The sequence below is a fragment of the Nocardia sp. NPDC019395 genome (genome assembly GCF_040632335.1).
Taxonomy (GTDB): Bacteria; Actinomycetota; Actinomycetes; order Mycobacteriales; family Mycobacteriaceae; genus Nocardia.
This window is the reverse complement of record NZ_JBEYBT010000019.1, coordinates 57,672-74,081: the sequence shown is the minus strand read 5'-3', so window position 1 is coordinate 74,081 and position 16,410 is coordinate 57,672. Positions and strand designations below refer to the sequence as shown.

18 protein-coding genes are annotated in these 16,410 nt (G+C 67.0%); 9 read left to right on the top strand and 9 right to left on the bottom strand.

From position 1 onward, the window contains the following. Positions 1–32: 32 nt before the first annotated feature. Genes ABZ827_RS27400 through ABZ827_RS27390 form a run of 3 tightly spaced genes read right to left on the bottom strand, consistent with a single transcriptional unit; the run spans position 33 to position 3,009 of the window. Positions 33–881, bottom strand: coding sequence for an ABC transporter ATP-binding protein (locus tag ABZ827_RS27400; RefSeq protein ID WP_357242526.1), 849 nt, complete (start codon positions 879–881; stop codon positions 33–35). 20 nt (positions 882–901) lie between these two features. Next, on the bottom strand, positions 902–1,981 hold the full coding sequence (locus ABZ827_RS27395) for an iron chelate uptake ABC transporter family permease subunit (RefSeq protein WP_357242495.1): 1,080 nt from the start codon (positions 1,979–1,981) through the stop codon (positions 902–904). Further along, positions 1,978–3,009, bottom strand: a complete 1,032-nt coding sequence (locus tag ABZ827_RS27390) for an iron chelate uptake ABC transporter family permease subunit (protein ID WP_357242492.1) — start codon at positions 3,007–3,009, stop codon at positions 1,978–1,980. The genes ABZ827_RS27395 and ABZ827_RS27390 overlap by 4 nt, the downstream gene beginning before the upstream one ends. A 506-nt stretch (positions 3,010–3,515) precedes the next feature. On the opposite strand from ABZ827_RS27390, the gene ABZ827_RS27385 reads away from it, so the two are divergent. Together ABZ827_RS27385 and ABZ827_RS27380 are read left to right on the top strand one after the other, a co-directional pair. Then, the gene (locus ABZ827_RS27385; RefSeq protein ID WP_357242490.1) at positions 3,516–4,160 is read left to right on the top strand and encodes an MspA family porin; all 645 of its coding nucleotides are present in this window, start codon (positions 3,516–3,518) and stop codon (positions 4,158–4,160) included. Positions 4,161–4,226: 66 nt separating this feature from the next. After that, entirely contained in the window at positions 4,227–4,895 is a 669-nt protein-coding gene (locus ABZ827_RS27380; RefSeq protein ID WP_357242487.1) for an MspA family porin, read from the top strand. A gap of 82 nt (positions 4,896–4,977) precedes the next feature. Here ABZ827_RS27380 and ABZ827_RS27375 read toward each other — a convergent pair whose 3' ends face one another. From ABZ827_RS27375 to ABZ827_RS27365, 3 genes are all read right to left on the bottom strand, one after another. Further along, entirely contained in the window at positions 4,978–5,625 is a 648-nt protein-coding gene (locus ABZ827_RS27375; RefSeq protein WP_357242484.1) for an ankyrin repeat domain-containing protein, read from the bottom strand. Positions 5,626–5,664: 39 nt separating this feature from the next. After that, positions 5,665–6,585 (bottom strand): hypothetical protein, encoded by a 921-nt coding sequence (locus ABZ827_RS27370; RefSeq protein ID WP_357242481.1) that lies wholly within the window; start codon positions 6,583–6,585, stop codon positions 5,665–5,667. Positions 6,586–6,976: 391 nt separating this feature from the next. Further along, positions 6,977–7,294, bottom strand: coding sequence for a hypothetical protein (locus ABZ827_RS27365; RefSeq protein ID WP_357242478.1), 318 nt, complete (start codon positions 7,292–7,294; stop codon positions 6,977–6,979). A gap of 129 nt (positions 7,295–7,423) precedes the next feature. On the opposite strand from ABZ827_RS27365, the gene ABZ827_RS27360 reads away from it, so the two are divergent. Continuing rightward, positions 7,424–7,966: a YaeQ family protein gene (locus ABZ827_RS27360; RefSeq protein WP_357242475.1), complete on the top strand. Its 543-nt coding sequence runs from the start codon at positions 7,424–7,426 to the stop codon at positions 7,964–7,966. Positions 7,967–8,164: 198 nt separating this feature from the next. After that, positions 8,165–9,331, top strand: coding sequence for an FAD-dependent oxidoreductase (locus ABZ827_RS27355; protein ID WP_357242473.1), 1,167 nt, complete (start codon positions 8,165–8,167; stop codon positions 9,329–9,331). Positions 9,332–9,397: 66 nt separating this feature from the next. Here ABZ827_RS27355 and ABZ827_RS27350 read toward each other — a convergent pair whose 3' ends face one another. Further along, positions 9,398–10,345, bottom strand: coding sequence for a MerR family transcriptional regulator (locus ABZ827_RS27350; RefSeq protein ID WP_357242470.1), 948 nt, complete (start codon positions 10,343–10,345; stop codon positions 9,398–9,400). 70 nt (positions 10,346–10,415) lie between these two features. Between ABZ827_RS27350 and ABZ827_RS27345 the strand changes: the two genes are divergently transcribed. The 3 genes from ABZ827_RS27345 to ABZ827_RS27335 all read left to right on the top strand — a co-directional run bounded on the left by ABZ827_RS27345 (position 10,416) and on the right by ABZ827_RS27335 (position 12,531). Continuing rightward, positions 10,416–11,027 (top strand): maleylpyruvate isomerase family mycothiol-dependent enzyme, encoded by a 612-nt coding sequence (locus ABZ827_RS27345; RefSeq protein WP_357242468.1) that lies wholly within the window; start codon positions 10,416–10,418, stop codon positions 11,025–11,027. Between the two features lie 128 nt (positions 11,028–11,155). Then, positions 11,156–11,551 carry a nitroreductase family deazaflavin-dependent oxidoreductase gene (locus tag ABZ827_RS27340; protein WP_357242465.1) on the top strand — a complete coding sequence of 132 codons (396 nt, stop codon included), beginning with the start codon at positions 11,156–11,158 and terminating at the stop codon, positions 11,549–11,551. Positions 11,552–11,625: 74 nt separating this feature from the next. Next, positions 11,626–12,531 carry a PfkB family carbohydrate kinase gene (locus ABZ827_RS27335; RefSeq protein ID WP_357242462.1) on the top strand — a complete coding sequence of 302 codons (906 nt, stop codon included), beginning with the start codon at positions 11,626–11,628 and terminating at the stop codon, positions 12,529–12,531. Here the strand turns inward: ABZ827_RS27335 and ABZ827_RS27330 are convergent. Both ABZ827_RS27330 and ABZ827_RS27325 read right to left on the bottom strand, forming a co-directional pair. Then, the gene (locus ABZ827_RS27330) at positions 12,488–13,171 is read right to left on the bottom strand and encodes a nucleoside triphosphate hydrolase (protein WP_357242459.1); all 684 of its coding nucleotides are present in this window, start codon (positions 13,169–13,171) and stop codon (positions 12,488–12,490) included. The genes ABZ827_RS27335 and ABZ827_RS27330 overlap by 44 nt on opposite strands. Beyond that, a complete protein-coding gene (locus ABZ827_RS27325) occupies positions 13,164–13,979 on the bottom strand; it encodes a helix-turn-helix transcriptional regulator (RefSeq protein ID WP_357242456.1) in 816 nt (271 codons plus the stop codon). Before ABZ827_RS27325 ends, ABZ827_RS27330 begins: the two co-directional genes overlap by 8 nt. A 120-nt stretch (positions 13,980–14,099) precedes the next feature. Between ABZ827_RS27325 and ABZ827_RS27320 the strand changes: the two genes are divergently transcribed. Continuing rightward, positions 14,100–15,173, top strand: a complete 1,074-nt coding sequence (locus ABZ827_RS27320; RefSeq protein ID WP_357242453.1) for a medium chain dehydrogenase/reductase family protein — start codon at positions 14,100–14,102, stop codon at positions 15,171–15,173. A 252-nt stretch (positions 15,174–15,425) separates the two neighbouring features. After that, positions 15,426–16,373: a hypothetical protein gene (locus tag ABZ827_RS27315; protein ID WP_357242451.1), complete on the top strand. Its 948-nt coding sequence runs from the start codon at positions 15,426–15,428 to the stop codon at positions 16,371–16,373. The last annotated feature ends 37 nt before the right edge of the window (positions 16,374–16,410 follow it).

Sequence of the window (16,410 nt, the reverse complement as noted above, 5' to 3'; positions counted from 1 at the left end):
TTGTAGTAAGACCTAGTGCTCCCGTCCGGCGTTCAGCTCACCCGGACCGCGTTCGCACCCAGCGGAACCACCAGCGGCGAACCCGTTTCCGGATCGTCGATCACCCGACAGCCCAGGTCGAACACCTTCTGCACCAGTTCCGCGGTGACGATCTCACGCGGTGCGCCGGCCGCGACGACAGCGCCGTCGCGCATGGCGATCAGGTGATCGGCATAACGGAAAGCGTGGTTCAGGTCGTGCAGGACGGCGACCACCGTCCGCCCGGTATCCCGGTTCAGTTCGCGGCACAGGTCCAGTAACTGGATCTGGTGGGCGATATCGAGAAAGGTGGTCGGCTCGTCCAGCAGCACGATCGGGGTCTCCTGGGCGAGCACCATCGCGATCCACACCCGCTGCCGCTGGCCGCCGGACAGTTCGTCGACCAGCCGCCCGGACAGATCGGATACCCCGGTGGCGTCCATCGCCGCGGCCACGGCCTCCTCGTCGTGGCGCGACCACTGCCGGATCAGCGACTGGTGCGGATACCGCCCCCGGGCCACCAGATCGGCCACCCGGATCCCTTCCGGCGCGGTCGAGGTCTGCGGTAGCAGCCCGATCCGGCGGGCCACCTCCTTGGCCGGATAGGAACCGATCGCCTTACCGTCCAGCAGTACCGAACCGGATTCGGGTGCCAGCAACCGGGAGAGTGCTCGCAACAGGGTCGATTTACCGCAGGCGTTCGGGCCGATGATGACGGTGAAGGTGCCGTCCGGGATATCGACGGTCAGTTCGTCACTGATGACCCGGTTCCGGTAGCCCAGCCGCAACCGGTCGGCCCGCAGCCGGACGTCCGCGCCGGGTTCCGATACGACGGTCTGCTGCGCAGTTTCGCTGCGCTCCAGTTTTTCTTCCACGAGATTCCTCAGTTCCGTCGAGCCTCGGCTACCAGCAGATAGGCCAGATACGCGCCACCGATCGATGCCGTCACCACACCGACCGGCAGCGTGGTCGGCGCGAATATCCGGCGCGAGATCCAGTCACAGACCGTCAGCAACAGTGCGCCCATCGCCGCGGCCGGCAGCAGCGCGGTGGTCGGGGTCCGGGCCAACCGCCTGCCCAGCTGCGGGGCAGCCAGGGCGACGAAGGCGATAGGTCCCGCGACGGCCGTACCGACAGCGGTGAACGCGACGCTCAGGACCGTGAGCACCACCCGCGCCCGCCCCACCCGCACGCCCAGCGCCTGCGCGGCGTCGTCGCCCAGTTCCAGAATCTGTAGCTGATGTGCCGCGGGCACCACCGCGATCGCGAGAACGGCGAGAACGACCAGCGCCGGGGTGATCTCCGCCCAGGTCAGTCCGTCCAGCGTGCCGACCCCCCAGGCGGCGGCCGACATGGCGGCGTCGAGATCGGCGCGCAGGATGAGCCAGGTGTTCACCGCGGCCAGCATGGCGCTGATACCGATACCCACGATGATCAGCCGGAATCCCTTGACGTTCTGCCGGAACGCGAGCGCGAAGATCGCCAGCGCGGTGACGAGCCCGCCGCCGACCGCGCCCGCCGCCGTGGCGTAGTACCCGCCGCCGGCCAGTATGACCAGCAGCGCACCCGTATACGCGCCCGAGTTGAAACCGACGATATCCGGACTCCCGAGCGGGTTACGGGTCACCGACTGCAGGATCGCACCGCTGATCCCGAGCGCCGCGCCCAGTACCAGCGCCATCAGCACCCGCGGCGCCCGCCATTCCAGCACCACGAGCTCATCGCTCCCGGCCCCGTTGCCGAACAACGCCCGCAGCACCCGATCCGCCGGTATCGGGAAATCACCGGTACCGAGCGCCAGCAACGCCACGACACAGGCCGCCACGAGCAGGACGACCGACACCACGACACTGCGCACACCGAACCGGGCGGTGAGCCCGCGGACGCGCAGCACCCGGACCGTACGGCCGAAATCGATGGTCGCCGGGGTTCCGATCCGGGACCTTTTACGCAGCGTGGTCACGACTCCCTCATCTCCGCACGACGGGCGAGCCAGATGAGCACCGGTGCACCGAGGAACGCGGTGACCACACCCGCCGACAGTTCGTCGGGCGGAATGGCGACCCGGCCGAGAACATCGGCGAACAGCACCAGCGCGGGCGCCAGGACCAGCGAGTACGCGACAATCCAGCGATAGTCGGGGCCGACGATCCACCGCGCGATATGCGGTACCGCCAGACCCACGAAGGTGATCGGCCCGACCGCGGCAGTCGCCGTACCGCACAGCAGGATGAGAGCGAGGGCGGTGAACGCGCGGGTCCGTGTCACATGTACGCCAAGCGCGCGGGCCATATCGTCACCGAGGGCCACGGCATTCAAGGAACGGGCAGCGATGGCCGCGAAAACTATGCCCGCGACGATGAAAGGAGTCGCACCGGCGAGAACGTCGTAGCCGCGGCCGGTCAGCGCTCCCGCGTCCCACTGCCGCATCTCGTCGAAGGCGCTCGCGTTCAGCAGGATCAGCCCCTTGGTGACACCGGTGAGCACGGCGGTCACCGCGACGCCGGCCAGGGTGAGACGGATCGGATCGGTGCCACCGCGACCGACGGTCCCCAGCCGGTACACCACCACCGACACTACCGCCGCGCCCGCGAAACCGAACCAGACATAGGACGCGATACCGCTGGCGCCCAGATAGGCCACCGCGACCGCGATGGCGAACGCCGCACCGGCATTCACCCCGAGCAGGCCCGGGTCGGCCAGGGGGTTGCGCGTCAACCCCTGCATAAGGCATCCCGCGATCCCGAGCGCACTGCCCGCGAGCAGGCCGAGAAGGGTACGGGGCAGTCGGTATTCGCTGATGATCAGGTCATCCGGAGATCCGCCGGGCTGCCACAGCGCACTAATGATTTCCGAGATCGGAATGTTCTTCACACCCACGACCAGGCTGAGTACGCAGGCCAGAATCAGGAAACCGGCCGCAAGTAACCATCCCAACCACCTGCGCATCGACACGCGGGTGTGGTATTCATAGGACGAACCGGCCGTCATGAGGCGGTGCTACATGAAATGTGCATCGAATCCGTCCCTTTCCGGCGCATATGAGATACGTCACGGTCGTAGCTCACAAAATTCGTTAACAAACCTTTATAGTGAGCGCAGGCTAACCTAACCCGAACAGGCTAGCAACAGACTGTGCCGACACCGCGAAAGGATGACGGGATGCGCATTCCGCTGCCTGGCAGTACTGCCGCCTCCCGCACCTGTCGCCGTCGCGGCGCGGGGCCCGCTGCCACACCCGGCCGGGCCGCAAGTAGATATACAGGGATGAGGGATTGATGGCGCAGCACTTCGTCACCTGATCGCCCAGGAACGACGATCCGACACAACGGTGGGCTTTCCGTACCCACCGGATTCACCTGCGATTGGGCAGCACCCGGAAACAAGGCCCTGCGTTTCACGCGCAGTCCGTTCCGGGACTTCGGGCTGCCGTATCCGCCGGCTCCGCTGCTACGGCCGCGTCCGGCGGCAATCCGCAAGATCATGAGGGACATACGATGAATATCAAAGGGATTGCTGCCACCGCGGCGATGACGGCGGCGGTACTCGGCCTAGCCGGTGGAACGGCGAGCGCGGACACATTCGTACCGCTGCCGGGCGGCGAAAAAGTCGCTCCCGGCGTGAAACTGAGCCGCGTCAACGAGAGCGCACTCATCTCGCCGTCGATGTCGGCCAACGGGGCCGGCCGCGTGGCATGGCTGTCCGGCCAAATCTTCGCGGATGTCACCGCGACCCCCGAAGGCAAGCCGGGCCCCTACAAGGGCCCGACCAACGAACCGGGCACGAACAACTCCTCGACTCACGGGTCATCCCGGGTCAGCACCGGCTATATCGTCGGGTGCCAGGTCAGCATTGCCGAGAACGCCTTCCAGGCCGGTATCGCGGGTAGCCTCAGCACCTCCACCGTCGGAGGCAGCGGTTCCCTGAGCGTGAAACTCGGCCCGGGCGAAGTGAAGTTCGTCAACGTCGAGGGCGTCGATATCACCAAGCCCGGCCCGTACTGGGTCGACTACAAGGATGTCGAAATGCAGATCGAGGGCTGCGGCGGATACGCCCAGGCCCGGTCCTACTCGGTGGTCGAGATCATCGGTGACCACTACTCGAAGACCACCCTGTACGGAGCTCCGTTCAGCATCGGCTGACGCACGTCATCACTGGTCGATCAATCCGTCGCTGAACGGAATATCTCTTCCGAGAGGGAAAATGTCATGTCTGTAGTGAAAAAGAGTGCCGTGCGGATCGCGAGCCTCGCCGCGGCCTCCGCCGCCGCCGTCGGCCTGTTCTCGACCGGCGCCGCCAACGCCGATACCTTCGTCCCGCTGCCCGGTGGCGAGATCACCCACACCCTGCCCAACGGGCTCGCGGTCACCGCGCGTATCGCCAACGAATCGGCGACGATCAACCCGTCCATGGGCTCGACCCCGCTGCACCGCAACGCGTGGGTCTCGGCCAGCGCGCAGGTCGAGGTGCACGGCGAGCACAAGGGCACCAAGATCACCCCCGGTTATGTCGTGGGCTGCCAGGTCGATATCAGCGGTGGCGGCGCCAACGGTGGTGCCGGCGCGAGCTCCGACTTCGCGGGTGAGAAGCCCTCCGCCAACCTGAGCACCGGCGGCAACCTGACCCTGGGTCCCGGCCAGGCCACCTCGTTCCTGCTCCTCGATATCGAGAAGCCGGACGTCTACGGCAACGAGGGCCACCAGTTCGCCAACAAGTTCACCGGCCCCAACGGCTCGGTGACCTGGACCGATACCACCATCGGTCTCAACGGCTGCGGTGGCTACGCCCAGGCCCGCTCGTTCGTGCGGGTCGAGGTGACCACCGATCAGGGCATCTCCGAAATGCGCGTCTGGGGCCAGCCCTTCAGCCTCGGCTGAGCGGCTCCCCACCGAAACGGCGGTGGATCCGGCCCTGCGGCCGGATCCACCGCGCTGTCGGTGACGACCTCGACGGTGCTGGTCAGGGCGACTCCAGAGGGACACCGTTGCCGGCAAGCCAGGCCGTGATCTCTTCGAGCGCTCGGCGGGCGGCGGCGGGGCGCAGCATGGCGGGAGTCATGAACAGGTAGCGCTGGAAGGTGGCGCCCTGTGCATTCCTGGCCGTGGGGTCGGCGCCGGCCCGCAGCAGGTCGAGGACGATGTCGTGCTCGTCGAGTTCGGCGGCGATATGCAATGGCGTCTCACCGGCGCGGTCGGCTATATCGGGGTTCGCGGCGGCGGCGAGCAGAGCACGCGTATTCGAGTGGCGCTGGTGAAATACCGCCTCCAGCAGGGGCGTGCGGCCGTTGTACGGGTTGGTCACATCAGGGTCGGCGCGATGATCGAGAAGTATTGTCAGGCATGCGCGGGCGGCGGCCGTGGCCGCCAGGTGGAGCGGGGTGTCACCGTCACCGTCCGGCCGGAGCGGGTCGGCGCCGGCAGCCAGCAGCACGGCGCACGCGGCATCCGCCCGGTTCACTACCGCCCAGTGCAGCAGGGTGATCCCTTCGGCACCGACAGCATCCGGTTCGGTACCGGACGCCAGGGCCGCGGCCAGGCGTATGTCATCCCGGGCCGCAATTGCCACGGCGGCGGATTCGCTTTCGGTTCCGTCGAACGGTGTTGCCATCGCCGGCCTTCCCTTCGATCCGGGGTTTGCCCCGGAAGCTCAATTTCCGGATTGATTCGACCACGGTTGCGTCAGGTCGAGCGCGCGGCGCACGCCGGACATCTGGTGGAGGTCGAGCGCGCGCTTCATCCGACCGGAGCCCTCGGCGGACAGCGGATCGGGCAGATCAATTCTGGCACCGAGCGCGGGCCGCACCTGGGCAAGACCGCCTGTGGTACCGGCCGCCCCGGCAGCGCCGACGATCGCCGCACCGAGGGAGGCCCCGACGAACTTCCCGGTCGCACTCCCGGCCGCACCGCCGGTCAGTCCGCCGATCGCACTGCCCATCACGCCACCCAGCGAAGTCCCCAGGGCCCCGACTGCGAGCCCGCCGATCGTCACACGATGCATCTGGCGGGCATCCTGTAGTGCCGTCAACGGGTCACCGGCGACCACATAGGTGCGAACATTCCCGGCCGCGGCATACTCCTGCGCTGCCGCGGGGTCGAGACGGAGACCACGGATCGTCTGATCCGACAGCCCGGCGGGGTTGAAGGTCACCGCCGGCGCACCCGATTTGAGCGCCGCTGTGGTCGCCAGCCCGCCCCCGAGGGAGTGACCGGTGATCACCAGATCGTTGCCGAATGCGGCACGGGCCAGTTTGCCCAGGCGGCCGGCCAGAACATACTGGCGGGCCGGTCTTCCCATGCCCTGGACAATATTCGTTTTCCAACTGCGAAAGCTGGTCCGGTAGGTGCCCGCGAACGCCAATACATATCGTCCCGCGTCGTCCCGATACAGCGCACTGGTCAGTCCGCTCGATTGATCGTTCAGCGTTTCCGGTGGGATACCGGCTCTTTCCAATTCGGCACGGTCGAGCCGGACGAATCCGTCGATGGGGTCGGAACGGTTCGGCATATAGACATCAGAAGCCAGATCGGCCAGCGTCCGATCGACGGGTTGCGCCGTCCGGGAACGCATTCCCGGTGCGAAGGTGCCGTCGCCTGCGACTCGGGGGCCGATACCGTATTGCCGAGATTTATCCGCCAGGCCAGGATCGGGCAAATCCGGCCGATCAGCTTGCTGGAACTCGGAATCCCCCGCGCGCATGGTCCCAGGAATCGTGTGCGCACGTTTCGCCAGGTCGCCATACCCCTGCTGCGCAGCCTCGCTTATTCGCCCGGCCAGATGGACGAGCCATTTCCCAGGCGTCACCACTTGGTGCGGCGGTAATTTGCCCAGCCCGTCAGGACCGGAACAGCAAGGGTAGGTTGGCAATTACGGCCCCGCCGGCGCCGGGTCGACAACCCTGGCGACGGTGCAATCATGTCAGTTCCCTTTCGTAAACGATGACTGGTGGGCCCGGTGATGTTCAGGCCTGGCGGCGCGGATCGGGACGGCGGAGCAGGGCGTGGTAGATGAACCACTGTTCCACCTGCCGGGTGAATATGTTCACCGGTTCCCAGCCGAAATGCTCGTCCAGCCATTCGATGCTCGCGGTGAGCGCCGAAAGGGTGCCCTGGTAGTCGACCATGGTCATATCCGACCACCCCCCGCCCTGACTCGGCTGCGAGCAGACGACGAGATACTTGTGCGGGTAAGTGCGCATATCGACAGCGCCGCTCAAGATGGCTCTGGCATCGAGAATCGGACCCGGACCGGCCGGCTGCAGCGGTGGTTGAACATTCACCCGCTGAGTAGAACCTGTGCCGGGCTACCGGCACAACGGCGCATGTGGTCCCCTTCCCCGGCTGCGGGTACGGCGACCACTCCCCTCTGCGCATCCCTGCCGAGTCCGGTCGCCGTAGGCTGGCCCGCTATGGCTATCGGCGCGACTCTGCACACCTTTACTCTCCAACTCTCCGACGTCGATCGCGGCGTGTACGAGGAGTTGGATCTGCGCCTGGCCCGGCACCCGTCGGAGACAGCGGAATTCCTGTTCACCCGACTGCTTGCCTATTGCCTCGAATACGAGGAGGGGATCGCGTTCAGCGACGGCGGCGTGTCCTCGACCGACGAACCCGCGGTACTGGTCCGCGATCTCACCGGACGCCTCACCGCCTGGATCGAGGTCGGCGCGCCCGACGCCGAGCGTATCCATCGCGGGAGCAAACTCACCGGCCGCGCCGCGATCTACACCCACCGCGACCCCGCCAAAGTGCTGGCGTCGCTGACCGGCAAACGAATCCATCGCGCCGAGACCATCCCGCTCTACAGCCTGGACCGCGGTTTCGTCGATACCGCGGCCGCCGCCCTCGAACGACGCAATACCGCCACGATCTCGGTCACCGAGCGACAGCTCTACCTCGAACTGAACGGCGCCGATTTCACCACTTCGATCGTCGAGCACCGGCTGGTATGACCGCCGCGGCCCGAGGAAGCTGTCACCCGGGCGGCCCCGCTTCACCACGGCCCACCGTGCAGAACCAGGTATCGGCGCCGGTTAGCGCGGCGGACCGGCATCTGTCTCCGGGCCGTGCGCGATGACACGCGTCACATCCCGTCACGATCGGCTCCCCCATATCGTCTCCACAGTAGAACCCGACCGGATGGAGACGCCATGCCCGACCAGCAGCGCACCCAGGTAGTTGTCCTCGGCGGCGGCTACGCCGGAACCCTGGCTGTCAACCGCCTGCGCCGCCGCGCGGATATCGATATCACCCTGGTGAACCCGCGCACGGAATTCGTCGAACGTATCCGGCTGCACCAACTCGTCGCCGGTACCGGTACCGCGACCGCCGAATACAGCTCACTACTCGGTGACGGTGTCCGGCTGGTCGTCGACACGGCCGCGCGTATCGACACCGCCGGCCGCACGATCGAACTGGCATCCGGTGCGGAACTGCCCTACGACTATCTCGTCTACGCCGTGGGCAGCACCGCCGCGACGACGTCACAGGTACCCGGCGTATCCGAACACGCCTATCCCCTGGCGGAATTGGAACATGCGCACCGCGTACGCGAAACGCTCGACGGGCTTCCGTCCGGCACCCCGATCACGGTGGTGGGCGCCGGTCTCACCGGACTCGAAACGGCCACCGAACTGGCCGAACGCGGCCGCCCGGTCCGCCTCCTCTGCGGCGGCGTCCTCGGGCCGGCTCTCAGCGCACCCGGCCGCCGTTCGGTGGCCAAACGCCTCGCGCGACTGGGCGTCGAGGTACAGGAAACCGCGGTGGTCGCCGAAGTACGTTCCGACGCCGTGGTACTCGACGACAACACGGTACTGGCAAGCCCGGTGACCATCTGGACGGCCGGCTTCGGTGTCCCCGAATTGGCCCGGGTCAGCGGACTCAGCACCGACGCGCTCGGGCGGCTGCGCACCGACGAAACCCTGACCAGCGTCGACGACGACCGGGTGATCGCCGCGGGCGATGCCGCCGCACCGTCGGGTCAGCCGCTGCGCATGAGCTGCCAGGCCGCGATCCCGTTGGGAGCCCAGGCGGCCGATACCGTGTCGAGCCGGATCTCCGGCCGCCTTCCCGACCCGATCGACCAGGCGTTCGTCGGCTCATGCGTCAGTCTGGGCCGTCGCGGCGCGATCATCCAGGCCGCCCGGCGCGACGACACACCCGTGAATATGTTCCTCGCCGGACGGGTGGCAGCCGCCGTCAAGGAGTCGATCTGCCGGGGCACGCTGTGGCAACTCCGCCGCGAGGCCGCGAAACCGGGCTCATCCATCTGGGTGAAGGGCGGACGTAAGGGAGTCGCGACGGAGTCGATGGCCTGAGACCGGTAAACACGGGCCCGGCGGCCGTTCCGCGCGGAGGCCGCCGGCGTGACGACGAAAAGCTGGTTATCCCGGCCGGTGGACTGGGCCGGATACCGGTTCGAGCGAACGCGCGAGGGCGGTGTCCAGCCAATGCTGGATCGCTCCGGTGGTGCTGGGTGTGCCGAGGACTTCCGCCGTGAGCGTCCAATAGCGGGTGGCGGTGCGATCGGCCACCGGGACACCACGCGCCAGCCGGCGCCGGAAGCCAGGGGTGTCACGACCGGCACGGGCCGCTGCGTGTGCGGCGATATACATGTCCAGTTCCGGACCCGAGTCCGGCGGATCGGCGGCGGCGATCCGGTTCGCCACCGCCGTGTAGGCAGGTGCGAGTCCTTCGATCAGCGCCGGTTTGCTACGGATCGCCGGATCATCCGCGCCCCACAATTGCCGGGATACCACCACCGCCAACTCGGGCGATCGCGCCAGCTGGACCAGTTCGGCGAACGCGAGAACATGACGCGGCGACGGTTCCGCCGGAATCGGCGGAATGTCCATCTCGACGAAATCGTCGAACATCGCCGCGGGCATGGGGGTCAGGATCCGACGCCAGAAGTCGATGAGGGCGGTGCGCGCCGCACCCCGATCGGCAACCTCGGCCAACCGTGTCAGCACCAGTGGACGATCGTTGCCGTCGGCCTGTTCGATCGCGACCAGAACCGCGTGCCGCCAGGTCAGTGCACCGATCTCGGCCTCCACCGCGACCCGTTCCGCGGCCAGCGCAGCGGGCACAGCGCGCGGATCCGCGAGCATGCCGACGATCGCCGGCAACCCGAGGCCCAACGCACGGAACCGCCGGATGAGCAGCAGACGGTCCAGGTCATCCGGGGTGAACACCCGATGCCCGCCGGTTGTGCGCCGCGTCGCCAGAATCCCCTCGTCGCAGTAGAACCGGACGGTCCGCACCGGGATACCGGTGCGCCGGGACGCTTCCCCGATACTCACCACATTCGACGGATATGTGATGTAGGTCACAATTACTGGAACCTCCACCCGACTGGAGTTCCTACGCTACCGGAAGAAATCGAGCACAGGAGGTTCGGAGATGGACACCGGCAGCACCGAAGAACTCGTCTGGGCGGCCGTGGCCGCCGAACGCAAAAGCCTCGCCGGCCTGCTGCGCGGACTACCGGAAGAGCAGTGGGACGAACCCTCCCTGTGCGAGGGCTGGCGGGTCCGCGACGTCGTCGCCCATATCCTGCTCACCTCCCAGGCAACATTCGGATGGCTGCTGTGGCAGCTGGCCCTGGCCCGCGGCAGCGTGGCCCGGATGAGCTTCGAGACCGCCATCCAGTACGCCGGCAGCAGATCACCCCAGGCCCTTGCCGAGGAGCTGCACACGATAATCGACCTCCGGCACAAACCGGTCGCCACAACCGCCGTGGACCGCCTGATGGATCTGCTGGTGCACGGGCAGGACATCACGGTCCCGCTCGGCATCCGCCGCGAGATGCCGGTCGATGCCGCCCGCTGGTCGGTCGAACGGGTCTGGCAGATGGGGTGGCCGTTCCACGCCCGCCGCAGTCTGGCCGGCTACCGATTGACCGCCTCCGATACGGACTGGGCCGCGGGTTCGGGTACACCGGTGTCCGCACCGATCGCCGATCTGCTACTACTGGTCACCGGCCGGATACCGGCACGGGACCTCGACATGTGAAGGCCGGCACCCCTGCCGGTACTTCCGACGCGAAAGCTTGCGATCCGCACTCGGCGCCGGCCCGCAAGCCATGGATTTCCGTCCGCAGAAGGATGTCGGTCGATTCTCCCGCTTCTAGACTCTGCGAAATGCCGGACACCGATAGTTCCCTGCCGTACTACTTCCCGAAATGGATGGACCGAGCGGGCATTCGATACCTGAACCCCTGGATGCGGCGGATCGCGCCCGCACTCCCGGGTTTTGCCGTGGTCGAACATGCCGGCCGGAAGTCCGGCAAACAGTACGAGACACCGGTCGCCATCTTCAGCAACGGCAGGGTCGCGGCGGTGGTCTTGCTGCACGGCGAGACCGACTGGGCGAGGAACGTGGTCACCGCGGGACAGGCCACGATTCGCTATCGCCGGGGCACTGTCACAGTGCGCAATCCACGCATCATCTCACCCCGGCAGGCCGGGAGCGATGTTCCGCGCCTCGCGCGGCTGGGCAACCGGATAGCGGGCGTGATCGTGTTCGATATCGACTGATCCAGCCTTTACTGCAGGCGCCCGCGAAGTCATCCACACCGTGCATATCGGAGCGAAGGCGGAGTACGCAGAATATGAACAGTGGGTTGTTCGTCGGTCTTTCCACCGTCGATATCGCCTATCGTGTCGACACGTACCCGGCCGAAGACACGAAGACCCAGGCCGTCGACCAGTACATCGGAGCCGGCGGACCCGCTGCCAATGCCGCCGTAGCCCATTCGGCCCTCGGCGGCACGGCCACCCTCGTCACCGCGGTGGGAACACACCGACTCACCGATCTGATGCGCAGCGACCTGTCCGAGCACGGAGTGCATCTCGTCGATGTCCTGCCCGGCAGCGACCATCAACCACCGGTCTCGTCCATCGTGGTCTCGGCATCCGCCGCCACCCGCACGATCGTCTCACTGGACGGCGCTCGAATCGACGTCGAGTTCGACCACCGTCTCACGGACCTACTCGCCGGGATCGACACCGTGCTGGTGGACGGGCATTACCCGGCCCTGGGCGTGGGGCTCTGTGAAAAGGCGCGGGCACTGGGTATCCCGACCGTCCTGGACGCGGGTCGATACCGGGACGCCCACGCCGCCATCCTTCCGCACGTCCGGACCGCGATCTGTTCCGCGGCGTTCACTCCCCCGGGAACCGTCCCCGGGGACACCGATTCCGTCTTCGATTTCCTGCGCGATGCCGGCGTAGAGGACATCGCGATCACGAACGGCAGCGACCCCATCGTCGGTATTTCCGGCGACCGCAGATTCCGGATCGACGTGCCGGATATTCGCGCGGTGGACACACTCGGCGCAGGTGACATCCTGCACGGCGCTTTCTGCTACTACGCAGGCACCGGTAACGACTTCATGGGCGCGCTGACCCTGGCCGCGCAAGTAGCGAGCTTTTCCTGCCGTTTCTTCGGTACGCGAGAGTGGTGCACTCGCGTCAGCGAACTCCCCGGACGAGATACCGATCCCTCTGGGGCGTGAGGACGAGATCGGCCGACCGGACCGTCCGGGCGACGAGCGCGGCGTTCGGCAGATCGTTGTTCGCGATCTTCGAGCGCGCTACGGCCGATGACTTCCCGCCCGCCAGATGCCGCTCGTACAGACGCTGCTCGATCAACTCGATATCAGCGGTCAGGTACCAGCACTCATCGAGGAAACGGCGCCCGTCCCGCCACCCCGGTTCGTCCAGGAGCAGATAGTTGCCCTCGACCACGACGATCATCTGCCGATCGAACACGACACCGTCCGGCACGGGATCGTGGATCCCGCGGTCGTAGATCGGCCAGCCGACGCGCACTCCCGGTTCCGCGGTACGGAGCTCATGCAGCTTCGCCGTGAACCCCTCGATGTCGAAAGACCGCGGGTGCCCCTTGATATCGAGCTCACCCGCATCAGCCAGGTCGCGGGTGGTCCGATGGAATCCGTCCATCGGCGCGACGCCGGCCGACTCCTCGCCCGGACGGTTGAGCGCGGAGCAGAGTTCGACGGCAAACGTGGACTTCCCGGCCCCCGGCGGTCCCGCGACGCCGAGGAGATACCGCCGGCCGGATTCGGTCGCGGCCGATCGCACGCGCCGCGCAAGGTCGTCGACCGAGGCAAGAATTCGAGCGTTCCTATCCACCACTACTGCTTCCGAACGCCCGCTGCCCGGTGCCGGCCGGTGTGTAGATCGTCAGCCGCAGGTCGGGATCCTCGTCGGCGCGGAAGGTCGCGTAGTCGAAGCAGAGTGCGCCCTCGGTGGGATGGTGCAGGATTTTGTGGCCGGCGCCGCCGTGCAGAACCCGGTGCTGCCCCCACCAGGTGTCGAATTCCGGGCAGTCTCGGCTGAGCCGGTCGGACAGCTCGGTGAAAGCCGAATTCGGCGACCAATGATCGTGGGCAGCGCGGAATTTGGCGATGACATGTTGCGCCTGATCGGCCCAGCTGTCGCCGAAGAGGAGCCGTGCCTCGGGCGTGAGCAACAGGTAGACGAGGATATTGCGGTCCGGTTCGGCGATTCGGCCGAAGTCGGTGAACAGCTCGACCGCTGCGGCGTTCCAGGCCAGAACATCCCAGCGGCGACCGGTGATATAGGCGGGATGCTCGAGACTTTCGACGAGGCGCCGCAGCCCGCTCGGCACCCGTTCACGAACGAAATCGGCCCGGGCCGGACCGCCCGCCAGCGCCCGTAGATGCTCTCGTTCGGTGTCGTCGAGGTGGAGCGCCCCGGCCAGGGCGTCGACGGTTGACGCGGACGGGGTGACGGCTCGTCCTTGTTCGAGACGGATATACCAGTCGACCCCGATACCGGCGAGTTCGGCGACCTCCTCACGGCGGAGACCGGGAGTCCGTCGCCGGCTCCGCACCGGCAAGCCGACCGCCTCCGGAGTGAGCCTTTCCCGCCGGGACCGCAGGAAGTCGCCGAGTCCACTACCGGCCGGCTCGGACATGACGATCACCTCTCGTCTGGGTGGGACCGGCCAATCCTAGGACGTCCCGGGTTCTGGATACGGCCCAGCGGTTTGCCCACGATGATCCCGTATCGAGCAAACGAGCGAGGAGGAGCGACCATGAAGGCCGCGGTTTTGAAGGCATTCGGCGAACCACTTTCGGTACGGCAGGTGCCGGACCCGGCGCTCGGGACCGGAGAAGTGGTCGTCGACGTGGTGGCGGCGGGTGTATTGCCGTATATGGCCGAAGTCCTCAGCGGTGAACGGCAGTACCTGCTCACCCTGCCCGCGACACCCGGAGCGGGGGCGGTGGGCCGGGTCCGTTCGGTCGGGCCGGACACGACCCGGCTGACCGTCGGCGACTGGGTCCTGTGCGACCCGACCGTGCGCTCGCGCGACGGCGCACCGACTCCCGACATCACCCTGCAGGGCCTGAGCGCTCGCGGCGACGGCGGCCTGCGCCTACAACAGCATTTCGGCCGAGGTTCCTTCGCCGAGCAGCTACTGGTCCCCACGGAGAACGTCTTCCCGCTGGGCTCGATCGATCCGGCCGAGGCACCGCGGTGGGCCGCGCTGAACGTATGCCTGGTGCCGTACGGGGGTCTGCTCGCGGCCGACCTGAAAGCGGGAGAAACAGTGCTGGTCAATGGCGCGACCGGGTACTTCGGCAGTGCCGGGGTCGCTGTCGCCCTGGCAATGGGGGCCGGCCGGGTCGTCGCGGCAGGCCGTAACCGGGACAGGCTGGCGCAACTCGCGCACCGGTTCGGCTCACGCCTCCGGACCGTATCCCTGACCGGCGACGAGGACGAAGACCGCGATCGGATGCGGCGCGCGCACGACCCGATCGATGTGGTCCTCGACCTGCTACCACCCGCGGCGGGCACGGCGCCGGTCCGAGCGGCCGCCATGACTGTCCGTGAATCCGGCAGGGTCGTACTGATGGGCGGCGTGGGGATGCTCGGCGGCGATGACCTCGCGCTTCCCTACCCGTGGTTCATGCGCAACAGCATCACCGTTCGCGGACAATGGATGTATCCGCCGCACGCGAACACCCGCCTGATCGAGCTGGCCCGCTCCGGTCTCCTCGACCTCGATCAATTCGAGGTCACCGAGTTCGACCTCGACAACGCCGGCCAGGCCGTTGCACACGCCACCGCCCGAGCACCGTTCTCTCTGACAGTCATCAGGCCCTGAGCGACCGGGGACGAGCTCGCCGATGGAGTAGCCGGGTTCCCGCGTAGAGCGATGCCGCCACAGTGTCCATCGCGGTTTGCCCGGACGCCGCACGGGTGCGTCCGCGCAGTTGGGGGTATGGACACCTGCTGGGAACAGTTGCCATACTGACTTTCCGCCGGCTGTTCGAGCAGAAGGGCAAGGCCCTGTTGTGCTCGATGCGCAGTTGTCACCTCTCGCCCACAGAGCGGGCACGGGGGACAGACGACGGCAATGAGCAATCCGCTGCGTGAGATCATGGCCCGGGTCAAGAATGCCCTCGTCCAGGACACGCACGAAATCAGCCGCGCCGTCTCCACACCACCACGCGAAGTCGGCAGGGGGCTCCTCGATGGAATCCAGCACGTAGGCGACGCGGAGCGACAGGGGCTGCACGGCCTCCAACGGCGGTTCGACGATCGAGGCGGGCAGCTGCCCTGGATTCGCGGTTCGCCGCGCTACACGCCGGACAGGGCGGAACGGCGCCTGCAGAATATGCGCCTCACACCCGACCCACAGAGAACGGATATGCTGCCGGACACCGTGAACAGAACGCAGGTCATGCGCGCCCATGATCTTCTTCCGTGGCGGAACGAGAAGACGTGGGTTATCTTCAAACCCTCCGCGGGGGAGATATTCGGCCTCCGGAACTGGTTGCCACACGTCCCGGGGACACTCGCCCGGCGAGAGGTCGCCGCATACCGGATGGACCGTCTCTTCGGCTTCGGTTTGGTTCCCCCTACCGCGCTCGTCACCCGGGGTGGCCGGGAAGGGTCGATACAACAGTTCGTGGAATTCGGTGGCGTCAAGTGGGCCATGGGATTCGATGACCTGCAACGACAACGGGCAGCGGTGCTCCACCACGTCATCGGCGCGGCGGACGGACAGCGCGGCAACTACCGGCCGGACCGCAACGGCAACCTCGTCCTGTTCGACCACGGATTGTCGTTCCCGGAAAAACCGGACCCGAACATGGAAACAGACTTCCTCCCGCGGTCGGACTTCGTCACGTTCGATCCGAAAGAAAGACTCGACGACGACGTGCTCCGCGCCGTGGATTCGATCGACGAGCAGGATATCCGTGATGCGCTGACCGATCTCGACATCGCCCCGAGCGCCATCGAGGGCGTACTCGAGCGGCTCAACCAGATCCGGGAGCTCCGCGCGATACCGGGTACCTGAACCGTGCTGACTCGACGGGGGCCGATCGGCCTACCCA